Source organism: Raineyella sp. LH-20, assembly GCF_033110965.1.
In the GTDB taxonomy this organism is placed as follows: Bacteria; Actinomycetota; Actinomycetes; order Propionibacteriales; family Propionibacteriaceae; genus Raineyella.
In genome coordinates this window covers 1794371-1813718 of record NZ_CP137003.1, presented here as the reverse complement: position 1 = coordinate 1813718, position 19348 = coordinate 1794371, and the positions used below count along the sequence as shown (strand labels likewise).

15 protein-coding genes and 2 tRNA genes are annotated in these 19348 nt (G+C 71.3%); 8 read left to right on the top strand and 9 right to left on the bottom strand.

Annotation, left to right across the window (positions count from 1 at the left end; genetic code table 11):
• The first annotated feature begins 230 nt into the window (after positions 1-230).
• The 3 genes from R0146_RS07795 (at position 231) to R0146_RS07785 (ending at position 4784) form a co-directional block, all read left to right on the top strand.
• The gene (locus R0146_RS07795) at positions 231-1574 is read left to right on the top strand and encodes a glycosyltransferase (protein ID WP_317692302.1); all 1344 of its coding nucleotides are present in this window, start codon (positions 231-233) and stop codon (positions 1572-1574) included.
• 73 nt (positions 1575-1647) lie between these two features.
• Positions 1648-2022, top strand: coding sequence for a VOC family protein (locus tag R0146_RS07790; protein WP_317692301.1), 375 nt, complete (start codon positions 1648-1650; stop codon positions 2020-2022).
• A gap of 95 nt (positions 2023-2117) precedes the next feature.
• Positions 2118-4784: a DEAD/DEAH box helicase gene (locus tag R0146_RS07785; protein WP_317692300.1), complete on the top strand. Its 2667-nt coding sequence runs from the start codon at positions 2118-2120 to the stop codon at positions 4782-4784.
• Between the two features lie 388 nt (positions 4785-5172).
• Here the strand turns inward: R0146_RS07785 and metK are convergent, their stop codons facing one another.
• Together metK and R0146_RS07775 are read right to left on the bottom strand one after the other, a co-directional pair.
• Positions 5173-6369 (bottom strand): methionine adenosyltransferase, encoded by a 1197-nt coding sequence (gene metK / locus R0146_RS07780; RefSeq protein ID WP_317692349.1) that lies wholly within the window; start codon positions 6367-6369, stop codon positions 5173-5175.
• A 108-nt stretch (positions 6370-6477) separates the two neighbouring features.
• Positions 6478-6978, bottom strand: a complete 501-nt coding sequence (locus R0146_RS07775) for a flavodoxin domain-containing protein (RefSeq protein WP_317692299.1) — start codon at positions 6976-6978, stop codon at positions 6478-6480.
• A 189-nt stretch (positions 6979-7167) separates the two neighbouring features.
• Between R0146_RS07775 and R0146_RS07770 the strand changes: the two genes are divergently transcribed.
• Together R0146_RS07770 and R0146_RS07765 are read left to right on the top strand one after the other, a co-directional pair.
• Positions 7168-7842, top strand: coding sequence for a TetR/AcrR family transcriptional regulator (locus R0146_RS07770; RefSeq protein ID WP_317692298.1), 675 nt, complete (start codon positions 7168-7170; stop codon positions 7840-7842).
• Between the two features lie 55 nt (positions 7843-7897).
• The gene (locus R0146_RS07765; RefSeq protein WP_317692297.1) at positions 7898-9391 is read left to right on the top strand and encodes a serine hydrolase domain-containing protein; all 1494 of its coding nucleotides are present in this window, start codon (positions 7898-7900) and stop codon (positions 9389-9391) included.
• A gap of 162 nt (positions 9392-9553) precedes the next feature.
• On the opposite strand, the gene R0146_RS07760 is transcribed toward R0146_RS07765, so the two are convergent.
• Entirely contained in the window at positions 9554-10120 is a 567-nt protein-coding gene (locus R0146_RS07760) for a hypothetical protein (protein ID WP_317692295.1), read from the bottom strand.
• Positions 10121-10445: 325 nt separating this feature from the next.
• On the opposite strand from R0146_RS07760, the gene R0146_RS07755 reads away from it, so the two are divergent.
• From R0146_RS07755 to R0146_RS07745, 3 genes are all read left to right on the top strand, one after another.
• A tRNA-Asp gene (locus tag R0146_RS07755) sits at positions 10446-10519 on the top strand.
• 94 nt (positions 10520-10613) lie between these two features.
• A tRNA-Phe gene (locus R0146_RS07750) sits at positions 10614-10690 on the top strand.
• Positions 10691-11441: 751 nt separating this feature from the next.
• A complete protein-coding gene (locus R0146_RS07745) occupies positions 11442-12206 on the top strand; it encodes a fructosamine kinase family protein (RefSeq protein ID WP_317692294.1) in 765 nt (254 codons plus the stop codon).
• Positions 12207-12247: 41 nt separating this feature from the next.
• Here R0146_RS07745 and R0146_RS07740 read toward each other — a convergent pair whose 3' ends face one another.
• The 6 genes from R0146_RS07740 to R0146_RS07715 form a co-directional block, all read right to left on the bottom strand.
• Entirely contained in the window at positions 12248-13552 is a 1305-nt protein-coding gene (locus R0146_RS07740) for an NAD(P)/FAD-dependent oxidoreductase (protein WP_317692293.1), read from the bottom strand.
• 12 nt (positions 13553-13564) lie between these two features.
• Complete coding sequence (locus R0146_RS07735; RefSeq protein ID WP_317692292.1) at positions 13565-14548, bottom strand: alpha/beta hydrolase; 984 nt, start codon at positions 14546-14548, stop codon at positions 13565-13567.
• 33 nt (positions 14549-14581) lie between these two features.
• The gene (locus R0146_RS07730; RefSeq protein WP_317692348.1) at positions 14582-14827 is read right to left on the bottom strand and encodes a DUF3073 domain-containing protein; all 246 of its coding nucleotides are present in this window, start codon (positions 14825-14827) and stop codon (positions 14582-14584) included.
• A 144-nt stretch (positions 14828-14971) separates the two neighbouring features.
• Positions 14972-16090 (bottom strand): phosphoribosylformylglycinamidine cyclo-ligase, encoded by a 1119-nt coding sequence (gene purM / locus R0146_RS07725; RefSeq protein ID WP_411567178.1) that lies wholly within the window; start codon positions 16088-16090, stop codon positions 14972-14974.
• Positions 16087-17664 carry an amidophosphoribosyltransferase gene (gene purF, locus R0146_RS07720; protein ID WP_317692291.1) on the bottom strand — a complete coding sequence of 526 codons (1578 nt, stop codon included), beginning with the start codon at positions 17662-17664 and terminating at the stop codon, positions 16087-16089. The genes purM and purF overlap by 4 nt, the downstream gene beginning before the upstream one ends.
• Before the next feature lie 129 nt (positions 17665-17793).
• Positions 17794-19164, bottom strand: coding sequence for a dipeptidase (locus R0146_RS07715; protein ID WP_317692290.1), 1371 nt, complete (start codon positions 19162-19164; stop codon positions 17794-17796).
• Positions 19165-19348 lie beyond the last annotated feature (184 nt).

Here is a 19348-nt window from a genome sequence, read left to right as displayed (position 1 = left end):
GCACCGGCCGAGCGGTCACTCTCCTTCCACGCCCGGCTCGCGCAGCCGTTCCGCGCGGCCCTGTTCCATCCCGCGGCGGAGGTGTCGGTGGAGGCGGAGGCGCCGACCCCGACCGCCGGCCGATCCGTCGCACACCGCGCACCCAGAGGTTTCATAGACCTGGGTCTTTCCTGTTGTCCCGGCCATATGGGGGGCTCGGAAATTTAAGATCAAAAGGCTACTGTGGCCGCATGGGGGACCCTTCGAATCCGAGCGCGAGCCTGCGAATCGTCGTACTCGACCACACCGGTGCAGTGGGGGGCGCTGAACTCGCCCTGCTCCGGTTGCTCGACCACATCGACGCCGACATCAGCGTACGCACCATCCTGTTCAGCGACGGTCCGCTCGCCCGGGCCATCGCCGACGCCGGCCACGACGTCGAGGTGTTTCCGCTCTCCCCACAGATCGCCGCAGCCGGTCGGGAAGCCTCCGGTGGCACCCGGATCACCGCACTGGTGAACGCCATCCGGGTGTTGCCGTACGCGGTGCGGCTCGGCCTGCATCTGCGTCGGCTCGACCCCGATCTCATCCACACCACGTCGCTGAAGGCGGACCTGATCGGCCTCGTCGCCGCCCGGGTGGCCGGTCGCCCCATGGTCTGGCACATCCACGACCGGATCAGCCCCGATTACCTCCCCATGCCGCTGGTCACGCTGGTGCGCCGGCTGGCCCGCTGGGCCCCGAGCCGGGTGATCGTCAACTCCGCCGGCACCGCCGTCACTCTGCCGAAGGCCAAGGGCCTCACCATCGCCTATCCAGGATTCAGCCCTGCCCAGCTGGGCCCCTCCCCCCACAACCGGGCCCGCCCGGAGCCCCCGGTCATCGGGATCGTCGGCCGGATCAGCCCGACGAAGGGTCAGCTGTCCTTCGTCCGCGCCGCCGCGGTCGTTCAGGCTCGCCATCCCGGCGCACGATTCCGGATCGTCGGTGCCCCGCTCTTCGGAGAGGACGCGTACGAAGCCCGGGTGAAGGCGGAGGTCGAGAAGCTGGGGATGACCGACGCCGTCGAGTTCACCGGCTTCCTCGAGGACCCGACGGACGAGCTCGATCGGATGAGCGTGTGCGTGCATGCCTCCGGCCAACCGGAGCCCTTCGGCCAAGTGATCGTGGAGGCGATGGCCCGCGGCGTCCCGGTCGTGGCGACCCGCGGCGGCGGGGTGACCGAGATCGTGCACCCGTCGCCGGAGATCGAGCCGTTCGGCTGGCTGGTCCCGCGCGACGACGTGGACGCCCTCGCCGAGGCCATCATCGCGGTGTTGGATCAGCCCGAGGTGGCCCTGTCCCGGGCTCTCGCGGCGTGGCGCGAGGTCCAGGAACGCTTCTCGATCATCCGGACGGCCGACGCGATCCAGACCGTCTGGCGCGACGCTGCCCGTCCGCCACTGGCCGAGGCCCCTGCCGCGGGAGTGGACCCGGACCGCGCCGACGCTGCGGACACCGGCATCGGCGACACGGCCGTCGTCGCGCCGGCCCCCGCCCCTGCCGGCCTGCGCCCGTCGGTCTGGTCGCAGCCCGGACCGGCATCGCACTCCTGACAGGGGGTGACACCGCGCGGTCGACCGTGTTTGGATGGCTCCAAGCCACCGCCTCCGACGAGGGGATCTCCCCATGGACTGGAAACTCGAACTGGCGTTCATCCCCGTCACAGACATCGACCGCGCCATCGACTTCTACGTCAACAAGGTCGGTTTCCACCTCGACTACGACCAGCGGGTCAGTGACGACCTCCGCTTCGTCCAGATCACTCCGCCCGGCTCGGCCTGCTCGATCGCCTTCGGGCAGGGTCTGAGCGAGGTGCCACCGGGCACGGCGTCCCTGCAGATCGTCGTCGCCGACATCAACCAGGCCCACGACGAACTCGCGGCCCGCGGCGTCGATGTGACCGACGTCGAGGTCCTCGCCTGGGGTCACTTCGTGACGTTCGCGGACCCCGACGATAACCGCTGGGCCATCCAGTACCTCCCCAACCGACCGAACGGCTGAGCTCCTCGCTCGCCGGTCCCTCGCCGGTCCCTTCCGCCCGCCGGCGCCCCGCCGCGCTCCGCGGAACTGTCCGACCTGCCGCCTAGACTGACCGCGTGTTCCAGTCCACTGATGCGCGGGTGAGTCACCTCCACCGCATCCCTGCGCGCGACGGGCGTACGGTCAGCTGGCCGGACTGGGTGCCGGACGACGTCGTAGCGGCCTTCGCCGGCCTCGGCATCGGCGCGCCCTGGGAGCACCAGGCGACGGCGATGGAAGCCGTCCATGCCGGGCGCCATGTGCTGCTCAGCACCGGCACCGCGTCGGGCAAGTCCCTCGCGTACCTCGCCCCGGTCGCCACCGCGACGACCAGCGATCTCCCCCGGGAGGCCCCGCCGGGCGTACGGTCCGGCGGGGACGCCACCCCTCACCGCGACCGCACGGTCGGGCCGATCGCCCCCCACCACGACCGCCTCGCCGCCGTCACCGGCCCCGCCGTCACCACCAGCACCGCCGTCACCGGCCCCGCCGTCACCACCAGCACCGCCGTCACCACCAGCACCGCCGTCACCGGCCCCGCCGTCACCACCAGCACCGCCGTCACCACCAGCACCGCCGTCACCACCGACACCGCCGTCGTCCCCCGTCCCCGACTGACCGCCGCCCAGCTGCGGGCCGATCTCGGCGCCGGCCGGACCGGCACCGCCCTCTACCTCGCCCCGACCAAGGCGCTGGCCCACGACCAGCTGCGGGCCTGCCGCGAGCTGGGACTGGACGGCTGGCGGGTCACCACCCTCGACGGCGACTCCGACGACGCGGAGCGGGCCTGGGCCCGCGACTTCGGAACGTACGTCCTCACCAACCCCGACATGCTGCACTACTCGGTGCTGCCCGATCACGCCCGGTGGGCGCGGCTGCTCGGCTCGCTGCGCTACATCGTCCTCGACGAGTGCCATCGCTACCGGGGCGTGTTCGGCGCCCACGTGTCGGCGATCGTCCGGCGGTTGCGGCGCCTCGCCGCACTGTACGGGGCCGACCCGGTGGTGATCGCCACCTCGGCGACCGTCGACGGTGGCGCCGAGCTGCTGGTGGATCTTGCCGGGGTCGCGCCCGAGGACGTGGTCACGGTCACCGAGGACACCTCGCCGCACGGCCAGGTCGATCTGGTGCTGTGGCAGCCCGAAGGCAACCACGACACGGAGTCGGCCCACCTGTTGGCGGACTGTGTCACCGAGGGGCGTCAGACCGTCGCCTTCATCGCCTCCCGGGCGATGGCCGAAAGGGTCGCGGTCACCGCGCAGGACCTGGCCGGGCCCGCCGGCCGGATCGACGCCTACCGCGCCGGCTACCTGCCCCAGGACCGGCGTCGACTCGAGCGCGACCTGCAGACCGGTCAGCTCCACGGCGTCGCCGCCACCAACGCCCTGGAACTCGGCGTCGACATCGCGGGGCTGGACGCCGTCATCGTGTCGGGTTATCCCGGCACCAGGGCGGCCCTGTGGCAGCAGGCTGGTCGGGCCGGCCGACGCGGCAGCGATGCCCTGGTGTTCCTGGTGGCCCGGGAGAATCCGCTGGACGCCTACTTCTTCGCCCACCCCGAGGAGCTGCTGGACGGCTCGGTGGAGCGTACGGTCCTCGACCCGGCGAACCCGTACGTGCTGGGGCCGCACCTCGCGGCGGCCGCCCAGGAAGCGGCGCTGACCGCCGCCGACGCCCGGTTCTTCGGGCCGGCGATGGCCGGCATCGCCGACACGCTGGCAGCCCAGGGCGTGCTGCGCAAGCGGCGTGCGGGCTGGTACTGGACCCGACCCGAACGGGCCGCGACGATGATCGACATCCGCGGCGGTGGTGCCCGCGCGGTCGACATCGTGGACCGGGACACCGGCCGGCTGGTCGGGGTGGCCGACGTCGGCTCGGCCGACCGGGCGGTGCACCCTGAGGCCGTCTACCTGCACCAGGGCGATTCCTGGATGGTCGACACCCTCGACCTGGACAACTTCGAGGCGATCGTGCACCGCGACCGGCCCGGCTACACCACCCAACCGGTCTCCACGATGGACATCGAGGTGCTCGACACGGCGGAGAGTCGGCCGTTCGGGCGCGATTCGGGTCGTCCCGCCGGCATGGCCCGCCCGAGCGGCCCCAGCGGCCCGATCCCTACCGACGGCCCTATCGCCGACGGCCGGATCGACACCGCCGGCCGGATCGACACCGCCGGCCGGATCGACACCACCGGCCCCGACGACACCGTCGAGATCTGTCGAGGAAGCGTACGTCTCACCGGTCAGGTGATCGGCTACCTGCGTCGCGACGAACTCACCGGCGAGGTCTGGGACCGTACGCCGATGGTGATGCCGGAGCACGCGCTGGAGACCCAAGCGATGTGGATCCGCATCCCCGAGTCCGTCGTCCGGGCCACCGGGCTGACCCAGGTGCAGCTGGCCGGTGCGGTGCACGCCGCCGAGCACACTGCGATCGGCCTGCTGCCGCTGTTCGTCTCGTGTGACCGTTGGGACATCGGCGGCGTCTCCACGGTGTTCCACCCCGACACGGGCGCCGCCACGATCTTCATCCACGACGGCCAGTCCGGCGGCTCCGGCTACGCCGCCCAGGGGTATCGGATCGCCGAGCGCTGGTGGCAGGCGACGTACGAACGCCTCAGCACCTGCGGGTGCGCCGACGGCTGCCCACGCTGCGTCCAGTCACCCAAGTGCGGCAACGCCAACCAGTTCCTGGACAAGGACGCGGCCCGGGTGCTGCTGCAGCATCTCCTGCCGGCCTGAGGGCGTCCCGCCTCCGGCCTCCGGCCACAGCCGCCGGGCACCGGGCACCGGGCACCGGGCACCGGGCACCGGCCCAGCATCCCCCGACCCCACGCCCCCCGAGCCACTCCCGCGGCCGCGCGCTGGCCCCGGGACTCCCCACGATCCGGCACTGAATCAGATTCACCCCGTTGTACAGACGCACCCCGTGGTCATCATTCGTTCGTGGGCGCCCACGAACGAATGATGACCACGGGGTGCATCCGCCGGCAAAGCACCGAAAGGGGCCCGCCAGGCAAAGCACCGAAGGGCCCGCGAGCGGGGACCGCGAAAGGCCCACCAGGCCCCGCGCGGTGACGACTACGCGGCACCCCGCGAGACCCCACGGCACCCCACGAGAGGTGGGGTGTCAGGCCCCGGCGATCGCCGCCTTCAGCTGTTCGACGCGGTCCGTACGCTCCCAGGTGAACTCCGGCAGCTCGCGGCCGAAGTGACCGTACGACGACGTCGCCTTGTAGATCGGGCGCTTCAGGTCGAGCTGGTCGACGATCGCCGCCGGACGCAGGTCGAAGACGGTCCGGATCGCCTCGAGGATCCGCTCGTCGGAGACCGTGCCGGTGCCGAAGGTCTCGACGTAGATGCCGACCGGACGGGCCCGTCCGATGGCGTACGACGCCTGCACCTCGCAACGCTTGGCGAGGCCGGCGGCCACCACGTTCTTCGCCACCCAGCGCAGCGCGTACGCCGCGGACCGGTCCACCTTCGACGGGTCCTTCCCGGAGAACGCGCCCCCACCGTGCCGCGCCATGCCGCCGTACGTGTCAACGATGATCTTCCGCCCGGTCAACCCGGCGTCGCCCATCGGGCCGCCGACGACGAACCGGCCGGTCGGGTTGACCAGCAGCGCCATCCGATCGGTGGCGAGGTCGAGACCGGACCCGGCCAGCACCGGCTCCACCACCATGGTGCGGATGATCTCGGCGAGCTCCGGCTGGGTGACGTCCTCGTCGTGCTGGGTCGAGACGAGCACTGTGTCGATCCCGACCGGGCGCTCCCCGTCGTACGCGATGGTGACCTGAGTCTTGCCGTCGGGCCGCAGGCCGAGGACCAGCCCCTCCTTGCGGACTGCGGTGAGCCGCTCGGCCAGCCGATGCGCCAGGAAGACCGGCACCGGCATCAGCGTCGGGGTCTCGTCGGTCGCGTAGCCGAACATCAGGCCCTGGTCGCCCGCACCCTGCAGGTCGTACGGGTCGTGGTCGCCGCTGTCGGTGCGGAACTCCAGCGACTTGTCGACGCCCTGGGCGATGTCGGGCGACTGCTGGCCGATGGAGACGATCACCCCGCAGGAGGCGCCGTCGAAGCCCACCTTCGAGGAGGTGTAGCCGATCGACTGCAGTTCCTGGCGGATGATCTGCGGGATCTCGACGTACGCGGTGGTGGTCACCTCGCCGACGACATGCACCAGCCCGGTCGTGGTCAGGGTCTCGACGGCCACGCGCGCCTGCGGGTCCTGCTCCAGCATGGCGTCGAGGATCGCATCGGAGATCCGGTCACAGACCTTGTCCGGGTGGCCCTCGGTGACCGACTCGGAGGTGAAGAGGTGCATGGTGGTGTACGGCACGGCGACGATCCTACGGCCCGGGACCGACATCGCCGGGTGGGGTCCACCCTGCGCGTGCCCCCTCACCGCGCCAGGGCGGTCAGGAGACGTCGTTCAGAGCCTGCCCGCCAGCTCGTCACCCCAGGCGTCCACCGCCGCCCAGTCGCGGAAGTCGCCGCGCGGCGACCGGACCAGCCGCGCGGCCAGGCGCTCCCACCAACGCCGCGTCGCCGGATCGTACGAGCCCGCGAAGACCGTCGACGCCACCGGCTCGCCGGGCAACACCTCGGCGAGCTGGCCGGGATAGCTCGTGGCCTCGGCACGTCGCTCCGGATCGTCGACCAGCATGCTGAGGCAGACCACGAAGATCCCGACCGGCTTGTCGGTCAGGCCGCCGCGGTGCGCGGTGAGCCATCGGCCGGCCGGCGCGTACACGCTCCCCCCGAGGATGCCGGCGCCGACCACCACCGCGTCGTACGCTGCCGGATCAGGGTCGTCCTGCACCGACACGACCGCGACGGCATGGCCGGCCTCGGTGAGCCGGGCTCCGAGGCGCTCGGCGATCGACTGGGTGGTGCCACCCTTGGTGGCGAAGGCCACCAGCACATTGGTCATTCATCCTCCTGGGCATCACCGTCTTGGCCTGCGTACGCCCCCACCGTAGGCGGGCGGCCAGCACGGGACGATCGGGTTCTTCACCGGGCCGGCCCTGACCTGTCCCGGTCCCCGCACATCGCCACAGAAATTGTTGCGCGATATGCAACTTTGCAGTGACTGAACGAGATGTCGCGTACGCTGGTGGGCATGGCCACCACTCCCGACCGAGATGAGACCTGCGGGCTGCGCGAACGCAAGAAGCGGGAGAGTCATCGCGCGCTGCGGATCGCCGCGCTCGAGTTGGTGGCCGAACGAGGCCTGTCGGACGTACGGGTCGAGGACATCGCCCATCGGGCCGGGGTGTCCCCCAGGACGTTCTTCAACTACTTCACCAGCAAGGAGCAGGCACTGGTCGACCCCACCCCGCACCACGGGGCCGACCTGCGGGCACGCATCCTCCAGGCACCTCCCGGGCCAGAGGTCCGCGACGTCCTGCTCACCGTGCTGATCGACCACGCCCTCGAGCTGGCCTCCGACCGTACGACCTGGCGTCTGGTGAAAGAGGTGACCAGCCGCCACCCCGAACTCCTGCCGCTGGCGATGGGGTCGTCGCGGGAGATCTCCCGGGTGCTCCGCTCAGCCGTCGCGGAACGGCTGGGGACCGACCCGGAGCTGGACCCGTACCCCACCATCCTGGTCGAGGCCTCGGTGGCCACCCTGCGCGCCGCCGCCGCCCATTTCCTGCACGCCCGCACCGGCGCCGCCGGCCCGGCAGCCCTCACCGCCGACGACACGGCCGACATCCGAGCCACCCTGGAGGCGGCGGCGGCCTCGCTGCGCGCCGGTTTTCCCACGCCGGCCACGGCCACCGCCGCCTCCTGACGCGTCTCCCACGCCGACGACGGACAGCGCGGCCGCACGGGGCTACCGTCGTCCCATGACGCTCCATCCCGCGACCGTCCGCATCCTCGACGAGTGGCTGCCACGCACCCAGCGCGCCGCCCGGGTCCCGTCGCTGTCAGCGGCGGTGGCACGTGCCGGCGAGGTCGTCTGGACCGGTGCCGTCGGCGTCCGGGATCCCGCCCGCCGCACCGCCGAGTCCAGCGAGTCCGTCGCACCCAGCCAGTCCGTCGCATCCGGCTCGTCCACCGGCTCCGTCGCGTCCGGCGCGTCCACCGGCTCCGTCGAGTCCACCGGCTCCGCAGCCACCACCGACACCCGCTACCGGGTCGGGTCCATCACCAAGCCGCTGGTGGCCGTCGCCGTGCTACAGCTCGTCGCCGAGGGCCGCCTCGACCTGGAGGCCCCGATCGGCGACGTGCTGCCCGACGCCCCGTCACGGGCCGCCTCGGTCGCCGAGCACCTGGACCACACGTCCGGCCTGGCCGCCGAACCGACCGGGGCGTGGTGGGAGCGCTCCCCCGGCCCCTCGTGGGCGGAACTCGTCGCCGCCCCGCCGGCACTGCTCACCGCCCCCGGCAGGCGTCACCACTACTCCAACACCGGCTACGCCGTCCTCGGCCATCTGCTCGAGGTGCTCGACGGGGAGCCCTGGGACGTGGTGGTGCGTCGCCGCGTCCTCGATCCGCTGGGCCTGGCGCACACCGGCCCGACCGCCGACGCCTCCTCGGCGACCGGTGTGGCGGTGCACCCGTTCGCCGACGTCTGGCATCCCGAGCCGGTGATGGACCACCAGGCGATGGCTCCCGCCGGCGCGATGTGGTCGACGCCGCGCGATCTCGTCCGGTTCGGTTCCTGGACCCTGGGGAACGTCGTCGCGGACCGTACGGTGCTGCCCGCCGACCTCCTCGCCCAGATGTACGAGCCGCGGACGCTGGCCGACACCCCGGATACTCCGTGGGTGAGTGCCCACGGCCTCGGCCTGCAGATCACCAACCAGGGCGGCGCCCGACGCTGGGGGCATGGCGGCTCGGTGCCCGGCTTCACCGCGGAGCTGTGGTGCGACCCGGCGTCCGGTGACGTCGCGGCGGTGTGCGCGTCGGCGACCCATCCGGTCGGCGCCGCCCACGGACTGCTCGACCTGGTCGCCGCGACCCAGCCGGCACCCACCCGGCCGTACGTCCTCGATCCTGACCAGGCCGACGTCGCAGGGCTCTGCGGGGTCTGGTACTGGGGACCGAACCCCTACACGCTCACCGCTCTTCCGGCGCTGGCACCCGGGCGGTCGGTACGCCTCGCCCTCGCCCCGCTGACCGGCGGCCGGCGAGAGACGACGTTCGAGCGGGCGGGCTCGCGAGGGACGTGGGTGGGGGTGGTCGGCGACTACTGGCTCGGCGAGGAACTGCGCCCACTGAGCCGCGGCGACGCCGAACCGTACGCCCTCGACATCGGCACCTTTCTGTTCACCCGGGTGCCGTACGAGCCAGGGACCGGCACGCCGGGCGCCCACCCGGAGGACGCCTGGCGCTGAGGTCGACCCTGACGGAAGCGGACGCCACGCCGGCGTCCCGCACATCCAGAGCGGAGGCCACGCCGGCGTCCCGCACATCCGGGCCTTGGGGCCCTCGGCGACCTCCCAGCCCAGCAGCGCCCCCGGGGACAGGTCCGGGCAGCTGGGGCCTACCCAGGCCGATTACGCCTCGGCGCCGCCCCGGGACTCGGCCGCCTCTGCGGCCTCACGAGCCTCCCGCTCCTCGATCCGGCGCGCTCTGATGCCGTTGAGGCGACGCTTGGCCCCCTCGGCGGCGCGACGTACGGCCTCCTCGGGGTCGGGCTGCTCGACATCGCGCCGAGCCTCGGCCTCGGCCGCCTCACGGGCCTCGACCCCCGCCCGCCATTCCGCGGCGAAGTCCTCCAGGACGACCACCTCCTCGCCGACGAGGTGGTTGATGTAGTCGACACAGCGGCGCCACACCGCCTGCCAGGCGATCGGGCTGCTCGGGTAGTGCGGATCGGCTGGATCGAGCAGCGCGTCGACCTGGGACGCCCCCTCCGCACCACCGGACTTGTAGAAGAGGTGGAAGCGTCCGCCCTGGCTCCACTTTCCGTCAGGGAATAGCAGCAGGCCCGCGCCAGTGCCGAGGTTGTTCCACTCGGCGGACGGGATGCCGCTGGCATCCTCGATCCCGAGCAACGAAATGTTGGCCCACCGCCCGCTCCGCGTGCCCTGGGTGTAGATCCAAGCTCCGGCCATCGTCATCGATCCGTCATCTCCCTGTCGCCGCCCATGGGCGCCCGTGGTTCGTCCCGCCCGACGATACCGGCCCGGCGCGGTGAGCGCGCGATGAGTGACGACAGAGGGAACGCCGGGCTTCCAAGAGATCCCCCGATCGGCGCAACGGCGCGGATCAGGCCCCTTTCGTCCGGCACTGGACACCCCGATTTCACTTTTCCTTCCGACCCGCGCTATAGTTCTCGAGCTGCCTGAAACGGCAGCAGGTCACCGGAAAGAGGAACTTCCGCTTCCACCGGGCAGGCGAGATGGATCGCCGAACGGTGGGACGCAGCGGTTCGGACGACCGGATGGCCCCGTAGCGCAGTTGGTTAGCGCGCCGCCCTGTCACGGCGGAGGTCGCGGGTTCGAGTCCCGTCGGGGTCGCGGAAGCGGTGAGACGACAAATCGCTCGTGTCACCGTTTTTCTGTTGAAAGAGTCACCCCTTTCACGAAATCATTCGTATCAGGGTTGATCTTCGGCCAGGTAGCTCAGTTGGTAGTAGCGTTCGCCTGAAAAGTGAAAGGTCACCGGTTCGAACCCGGTCCTGGCCACCACAAGGGTCGCACCGATGGTGCGACCCTCTTGCTTTTCCCGGACGTACGCGTTCCACGAGGCGTACGCAGCCCGCCGCCACCCTGGACGGCTTCCACCGACTCCCGGCGGCCTCTTCCCAGCTCCGGCTCCCAGCTCCGGTCGGCGCCCATCCTCGGCTCCGGTCGGCCCCATCCTCGGCCCCGGTCGGCCCCATCCTCGGCTCCGGTCGGCCCCATCCTCAGCGGTCGGCGCTCGCCCCTCAGCTCCCGGCCACCCCGGCCGCCCGGCCCAGACCGTACGCATCGTTTCAGACCGTACGCTTCGTATGCATTCCCGCTCGGGCGACCGGGAGGGAATGCATACGACGGGTACGGTCTGGCAGGCGAGGGCGCCGATACGGCCACTGAAGCGAGGCCCAGGGTCCGACCACTGAAGGCGAGGGCGCCGATCTCACCGCTGAAGGTGCCCACGGGCCCAGCTGCCCGAGGCGAGAGCACAGGTCCGGCCACCCAGGCGACACCCGCCCCTGTCGGCCGAGCGGGCCACGGCCGCATCGCACCGCGCCGCACCCCGCCGCACCGCACCGCACCGCACCGCACCGCACCGCACCGCACCGCACCGCACCGCACCGACGATCGGGCGCACCACACCCACAGTTCCCATTTATGATCTCTGTCACATTAACTGTCATCCCACTCACGGCCCGCTAACCTACGGACCCACACTACGGCGCATGTAGGAGATCCGGCCTTCAACGGATAGGATTCCGTCATGGCGCACGAGACGTTCACCAAGGAATCCGCGACGGCACCGGAAGGTTACTTCCAGGTCGAGGCCGCGGGTCTGAGGTGGCTCTCGCTCGCCGGCGCCGGGAGCGCCCGAGTGGTCCGCGTACGCTCCGTCGAGGAGGGCCGCATCGTCCTCGACAACGTGCCCAACGCCCGCCCGTCCAAGGTGGCCGCCGAGGCGTTCGGGCACGCTCTCGCCCACACCCACGCTGCCGGGGCCGCCGCCTTCGGACAGGGACCCGACGGCTGGGACGGCGACGGGTTCATCGGCGTCCAGACGATGACGTTGCGCCCCGAGCCGACCTGGGGCGTCTTCTTCGCCGAGCAGCGGGTGCTGCCGTACGCCCAGGCCGCCCACGCCCTCGGCAATCTCTCCGATGCCGGGATGCGGACCATCGAGCGGATCGCCGCACGGCTCGCCGACGGGGTGTACGACGACGGGCGGCCCCCGGCACGCATCCACGGCGACCTGTGGGCGGGCAACGTGCTCTGGTCGCCCAAGGGAGTGGTGCTGATCGATCCCGCCGCGCACGGCGGCCACGGGCTGACCGACCTGGCGATGCTCTCGCTGTTCGGCGCGCCGCACATCGACGTCATCCTCGACGCGTACGCCGAGAGCGCCCATCTTGCGGACGGCTGGCGAGGGCTGATCGGTCTCCACCAGCTGCATCCGCTGCTGGTGCACGCCGTGACCCACTCGGCCGCGTACGGCACTCAGGCGGTCCGGCTCGCCGAGCGTTACCTCTGACCCTCACCACGGGCGCGCGCCGGCCGCTGCCCTGACCGACCTCAGTCCTCAGTGCGGGAACGTCCTGTGGCGGGCCGCCGCGGGGCGACCAGGTCACCGACGATGTTCCAGGTGTTCGCACCCCAGGCGATGTAGCGGAAGCCCAGGTTGATCATCGCGCCCACCCGGTTGCGACCCCCGAGCAGCATGAACAGGTGCACCGCGACCCACGCGACCCACGCGATGAAACCGGTGAAGGCCACCGGCTTGTTGCGGCCGGGCACGGCGACCTCGGCCACCGCCGCGTTGCGACCGATGGTGGCCATCGTGCCCTTGTCCCAGTACTCGAAGCGCTCCAGCTTGTCCCCGCGGGCCAGCGCGGCGATCTGGCCGGCGATGTGGACGCCCATCTGCATGGCCGGCTGGGCCAGCTGCGGCAGCGCCTGGTCCTCGATGATTGAGCAGTCCCCGGCGGCGAAGATCCGGTCCTGGCCCTTCACCCGCAGCATCTGGTCGACGACGATCCGGCCACCGCGCCCCAGCTCGAAGCCGAGGGACCGCACCCAGTCGAACGCGGCCACACCGGCGCCCCAGATGACGATCTCACTCTCGATCACCTCGCCGCCGCTGAGGACGACCCGGCCGTCCTCGATCTCGGCCACCGAGGTGCCGAGACGTACGTCGACGTCCCGCTTCACCATCTCGTCGTACGTGTACTCCTGCAGATCGTGCCGGAACGGGCCGAGCAGCACCGGCCCGGCCTCGATCAGATGCACCCTGATCCGCTTGCGGTCCAGCTCGGGATACATGTTCGGGACGCCGGTGGAGCGCATCTCCGCCAGCGAACCGGCCATCTCCACGCCGGTCGCGCCGCCACCGACCACCACGATGTGCAGGTCCGTCGCGGCCCGCTGCTCCTCCGGCAGGGCCGCGTAGTGCTCGAGTCGTCCGAAGACGGCGTCGCGGCAGGCCAGGGCCTGGGCACGGGTGTACATCGGCAGCGCATGCTCGGCCACGCCGGGCAGGCCGAAGAAGTTCGCGGTCACCCCGAAGCCGAGGACCAGGTAGTCGTAGCCGATCTCCCGGCCGTCGTCCAGGGAGACCGTCCGGGCCGCTGGATCGATGCCGCCGACGTTGCCGCAGACGAACCGTACGCCAGGGTTCTTGCCGGCGAAGTTGCGCAACGAGTAGGTGATGTCGCCCGGGTTCAGACCGCCGGTCGCGACCTGGTAGAGCAACGGCTGGAACGTGTTGTACGGGTGCCGGTCCACGAGGGTGACCCGGCAGCCTTCACGGGCCAGTGCCCGCGAGGCCTGGATCCCGGCGAAACCGGCACCGATGACGACGACATGTGGCCCTTGGTTCACGTGGTCATGGTGTCACAGGCCACAGTAGGCGGCCACCCACGTCCCGAGGGCGCGGAAGAACGCGGCCCGCACCGGCGCCGGGGAGAGGGTCAGATCGTGCAGGCCGTCGTGGATCCGGACCACCGTCACGTGCCGGCCCAGGTACGGGGCGCGACGGGCGATGCCGTCGGCGTCCAGCACGGTGTCGGCCCGCTCCATCTCGTCGGTCCAGGTCAGCCCGGTGGCGGAGTGGTCGGAGCAGAGCACGATCACCGGTGCCGCGATGTCGAGACCGGCGGCGACCTGCTCGTGACCGCGGACGATCGCCCGCCCCCAGCCGAGCCGGATCGGAGCGGGTGAACGCTTCCAGGCGGTGTCGAAGTCCCACTCCCCGCCCTCCGAGGCCAGGATGGTCCGACGGTAGAAGCCCTGGTCCGTCATCGGCAGGACGGTGGTGGGAGCCATCCGCGCCGCGCCCGTGACGAGCCCGGTCACCAGCTGGCGCAGCACGGCGTTGCCGGAGAGCTCCAGCCACGGCGAATTCAGCACGACCGCCTCGAAGACCCCCGGATGGGAGTCCGCGTAGAGCGCGCCGGTGAGGCCGCCGGTGGAGTGCCCCATCAACACGATCCGGTCGTGTCCCGCCGACCGGATGGTCGCCACCGCCCCGTCGATCTCCCGGGCGTAGTCCCCCAGATCGGTGATGTAGCCGAAGTACTGTCCCGGCTGCAGCGCCCGGCCGTAGCGGCGCAGGTCCAAGGCATAGAAGGCGTATCCCAGTCCCGCCCAGAAATCGGCCAGGTGGGTCTGGAAGAAGTAGTCGTTCCAGCCGTGCAGGTACAGCACCGCCGGCCGCTCGTCACCCGGAGGATCGCGACGTACGAGGACACCCCCGATGGGGGTGTCCGACTCGCCGGCGACCAAGGTGCTGCCCGGCAACAACGGGATGTCGGTGCGGGAGAAACCGTCGAGGACGTCCGGGCGCCAGACCGCAGGGACCCCCCTGGGGGCGATCACCGAAGCAAGGTCAGGACGCGGGTGTCCGGGCCATCAGCCCGACTTCCGCATGTCACCGTAGCCGCCGTAGTCATCGTCCTCATCGACGTTGTAACGAGCCGCCAGGTCCGCGTACGCGTCCGGGACATCGTTGTCGTGGGAGTCACTCCGATCATCGTCCTGATGGTACGAATCACCTCGGAGTTCACGCTCCAGCGAGGAGAAGTCCGTGTCAACCGAACGGTACTTCAACTCGCGAGCAACCTTGGTCTGCTTTGCCTTTGCACGGCCGCGCCCCATGTGGGTCGACCCCCTCGCATCTGGTAGCGCCTGCGGCTGGGCCGCGGCATGTATCTGGTAACTGTCGTGAGACACAGGCTACCCGAGCCGGTGGATGAATCAAAGTCCTCCACCGGCCGTCAGCACTCGTGTCGACGCCCAGAATCAGGCCGCGTGTCGTCCCTCGAGGATCACCGTCCCACCGTCGTCCGAGGAGGCCGTACGGACCTCTCCACAGGCCCAGGAATCCACCCCACGGGCCCGCAGGGTGGCCAGTGTCACCTCGACCCCGGAGGCCGGGACAAGGGCCATCATGCCGACGCCCATGTTGAGAGTGGCCTCGATGTCGGGCTGGGAGATCCGGCCCACCTGCTGGACCAGGCCGAAGATCGGCTGCGGGGTCCAGGTCGCCCGGTCGATCCGGACGGTGAGGTGGTCGGGGATGACCCGGGCCAGGTTGTTGGCCAGGCCGCCGCCGGTGATGTGGCTCATCGCGTGCACCTCGGTGGCCTCGGCCAGGGCGAGGCAGTCGCGGGCGTAGATCCTGGTCGGCACCAGCAGTTCGTCGCCCAGCGCACCGCCGAGTTCGGGCACCTCACGGTCCAGTGCCCAGCCGGCCTGCTCGAGCAGCACATGCCGGACCAGCGAGTACCCGTTGGAGTGCAGGCCGGACGACCGCATGGCGATGACCACGTCGCCCGGGCGGACCCGCTCCGGGCCGAGGATCCGGTCGTACTCGACCACCCCGGTGGTGGCGCCGGCGATGTCGTACTCGTCGGGGCCGAGCAGGCCCGGGTGCTCAGCGGTCTCCCCACCGAGCAGGGACGCACCGGCCAGTTCGCAGCCCCGGGCGATGCCGGCGACGATCGCGGCGATCCGCTCGGGAACGACCCGGCCGCAGGCGATGTAGTCGGTGACGAACAGCGGCTCGGCGCCGACGACCACCAGATCGTCGACGAGCATGCCGATCAGGTCCTGGCCGATGGTGTCGTGCCGGTCCATCGCCTGAGCGACGGCGACCTTGGTGCCGACCCCGTCGGTCGAGGTGGCGAGCACCGGGCGGCGGTAGCCGGCCAGGGCCGAGGCGTCGAAGAAGCCGGCGAAACCACCCAGCCCACCGAGCACCTCGGGGCGTCGGGTCGCCGCCACCGAGGCCTTCATCAGCTCGACGGCACGCTCACCCGCCTCGATGTCGACGCCGGCGGCGGCGTACGCGGAGGGAGCGGGATCGCTCAGCACCGCCCCGGCCGCAGCGGCATCAGAGCTGGTCCGTTCCTGGGTCATCGGTCCTCCGCGGAGTCGGCGGCCGCGACACCCAGCCCGGCCGGTTCGGTGCTGACGGGCACGAGGGGGTCGCCGGAGCCGCCGATCAGCGGCGGCTGGCTGCTCGGCGGGGCGACGAACCCGTCGCCGAGGATGCCGAGGGCGTGCGGCGGCGGCTCGACCGGGTAGATCCCGTCGAAGCAGGCGCGACACAGGCTGTCGCCCGGGCGCTCGGTGGCCGCCACCAGTCCGTCGAGGCTGACGTAGCCGAGGGAGTCGGCGCCGATCGAGCGGCAGATCTCCTCGACGTTCAGGCCCGAGGCGATGAGCTCGGCGCGGGTGGCGAAGTCGATGCCGAAGAAGCAGGGCCAGCGGACCGGCGGGGAGGAGATCCGTACGTGGATCTCGGCCGCCCCGGCCTCCCGCAGCATCCGGATCAGCGCCCGCTGGGTGTTGCCCCGGACGATGGAATCGTCGACGACGACCAGCCGTTTGCCCTCGATGACGTGGCGCAGCGGGTTGAGCTTGAGCCGGATACCGAGCTGGCGGATCGTCTGGGAGGGCTGGATGAACGTACGCCCGACGTAGTTGTTCTTGACCAGTCCCTCGGCGTAGCGGATGCCGGACTCCTGGGCGTAGCCGATCGCGGCCGGCACCCCCGAGGCGGGCACCGGCATCACCAGATCCGCCTCGACCGGATGTTCACGGGCCAACGTACGGCCCACCTCGACCCGCGCGGCGTGCACCGAGCGGCCGTAGATGGTGGAGTCGGGCCGGGCAATGTAGACGTACTCGAAGACGCAGCCCTTGCGTCGGGTCTCGGCGAACCGGGTGGACCGCAGCCCGTCGGCGTCGATGGCGATGCACTCACCCGGCTCGACCTCGCGGACGAAGGAGGCGCCGACGATGTCCAGGGCGCAGGTCTCCGAGGCGACGACCCAGCCGCGCTCCAGCCGGCCCAGGCACAGCGGGCGGAAGCCCTGCGGGTCGCGGGCGGCGTAGAGGGTCTTCTCGTCCATGAAGACCAGCGAGAAGGCACCCCGCAGGTGCGGCAGCACCTGCAGCGCCGCACTCCCCAACGGCAGGTCGTCGTACGTCGCCATCAGGGCGGTCACGATCGAGGTGTCGTTGGTGGAGTCCATCGTGTTCTTGTGCGGCACCTCCTCGGCCGGCCGGCGCTCGTGCAGCCACGCCTCGAGGTCGTCGGTGTTGGTGAGGTTGCCGTTGTGGGCGAGGGTGATGCCGTACGTCGAGGTGGCCCGGAAGGTCGGCTGGGCGTTGCTCCAGACGCTGGCACCGGTCGTCGAGTAGCGGGCGTGGCCGATGGCGAGGTCGCCGGTCAGCGAGTTCAGCGTGCCCTCGTCGAACACCTGGGAGACCAGGCCCATGTCCTTGAACACCATGATCCGCTCGCCGTCGGAGACGGCGATCCCGGCCGACTCCTGGCCGCGGTGCTGCAGGGCGTAGAGGCCGTAATAGGCCAGCTTCGAGACATCCTCGCCCGGCGCCCAGACGCCGAACACGCCGCATTCGTCCTGCGGGGACTTCTCCAGGGGGTCGAGCTCGGCGGTCAGCCGACCATCAGGACGTGGCACCTTGTCAGCCTAACAGTCCCGTCCGAATCCTCAACTCCTCGGACAGCAGGCGGCCGGGACCGGCGACCGACCTCCGCCGGGGTCGGCACGCTCGGCCGCCGATGTCCCGAGCCGCGAGCCGCCCGCAGGTCAGCGGCCGGACGCCCCCAGAGTGGCCAGCAACAGCGTCTCGGAGAGGCAGGCGTGGCGGAAGTCGCCCACATGCAGCGACTCGTCGATGCCGTGCGCCCGGCAGTCCGGATCCTCCACGGCGGTGACCAGCACGGTCGCCTCCGGGAAGAGCTGCTGGAAGTCGGCCACCATCGGGATGGAGCCGCCCTGGCCGATGGTCACCGGCTCGATGCCCCAGGCCGCGGTGAAGGCGGCGACGGCGGCGTCCGCGTACGGCCCCTCCAGAGGCGCCTCACCGGGCGCGCCCATCTCGCCACGGACCACCTCCACCCGGGCGCCCCACGGGGCGTGCGACTCGAGGTGCGCGACCAGGGCGTCCATTGCCGCCGTCGGGTCCTGGCCCGGGGCCAGCCGGAGGCTGATCTTGGCGCGGGCGCTCGGCGCCAGCGTGTTGGAGGCGCCGGCGACGGAGGCGGCGTCGATCCCGATCACCGAGACGGCCGGGCGGGTCCACAACCGGTCGGTGACCGGTCCGTCGCCGAGGTAGGAGACACCCGGCAGCACGCCGCTCTCCTCGGCCAGCCTGTCGGCGGGATAGTCGAGACCGGGGCCGGGACGGGAGACGAGACCCTCGACGGCGACATTGCCGACCTCGTCGTGCAGGGTGGCGAGCAACCGGCACAGTGTGGTCAGAGCGTCCGGCGCGACTCCGCCGTACTGCCCGGAGTGCAGCGCGTGGTCGAGGGTGCGTACGGTGACGACACAGTCGAGCACGCCGCGCAGGGTGGTCGTGAAGGCAGGGACGCCGACGGCCCAGTTGCCGGAGTCCGCGATGACGTACGCATCGGCGGCGAGCTCCTCGCGATGCTGTTCCAGCAGCGTCCGCAGGGTCGGTGAGCCGACCTCCTCCTCGCCCTCGATGAACAGCGTCACGCCGACCGGCGGCCGACCATCGAACGCCCGCAGGGCGGCCAGGTGGACGGCGATGCCGGCCTTGTCGTCGGAGGTGCCGCGGCCGAACAGCCGTTCACCACGCCGGGTCGCGGTGAACGGTGCGGAGGTCCACAGCGCGACGTCGCCGGTCGGCTGGACATCGTGGTGTGCGTAGAGGCAGACGGTCGGTGCACCCTCCGGCGCCGGGTAGCGCGCGAGGATCGCCGGGCCGCCGCCGGCGCGGACGATCCGGACATCGGGGCAGCCGGCGTCGGTCAGCAATGCGGCGACCGTCTCCGCGCTCGTGCGGACGTCCGCGGCGTGCGCCGGGTCGGCGCTGACCGACGGGATCGCCACCAACCGCGCCAGGTCATCGAGCACCCCGGGCAACAACTCGTCGATACGGTCGGCGAGGGCATCACGGGTCTGGGCAAGCGTGTCGGGGGCTTCGGTCATGGCAACACCCTAGGCCCTGCCACTTCGCCGGTGGCCTGGCGGCCTCCGTCTCCCGGGTCATGCGGACGATCCCGATGATGTCGACGATCCGGTCCCGGCGATCATGCCGACCACCCAGATCTCGCCCACTCCCGCATGTCGCCGGGCATGTCGCCCGTGCATGTCGACCACCGGAAGGACACCT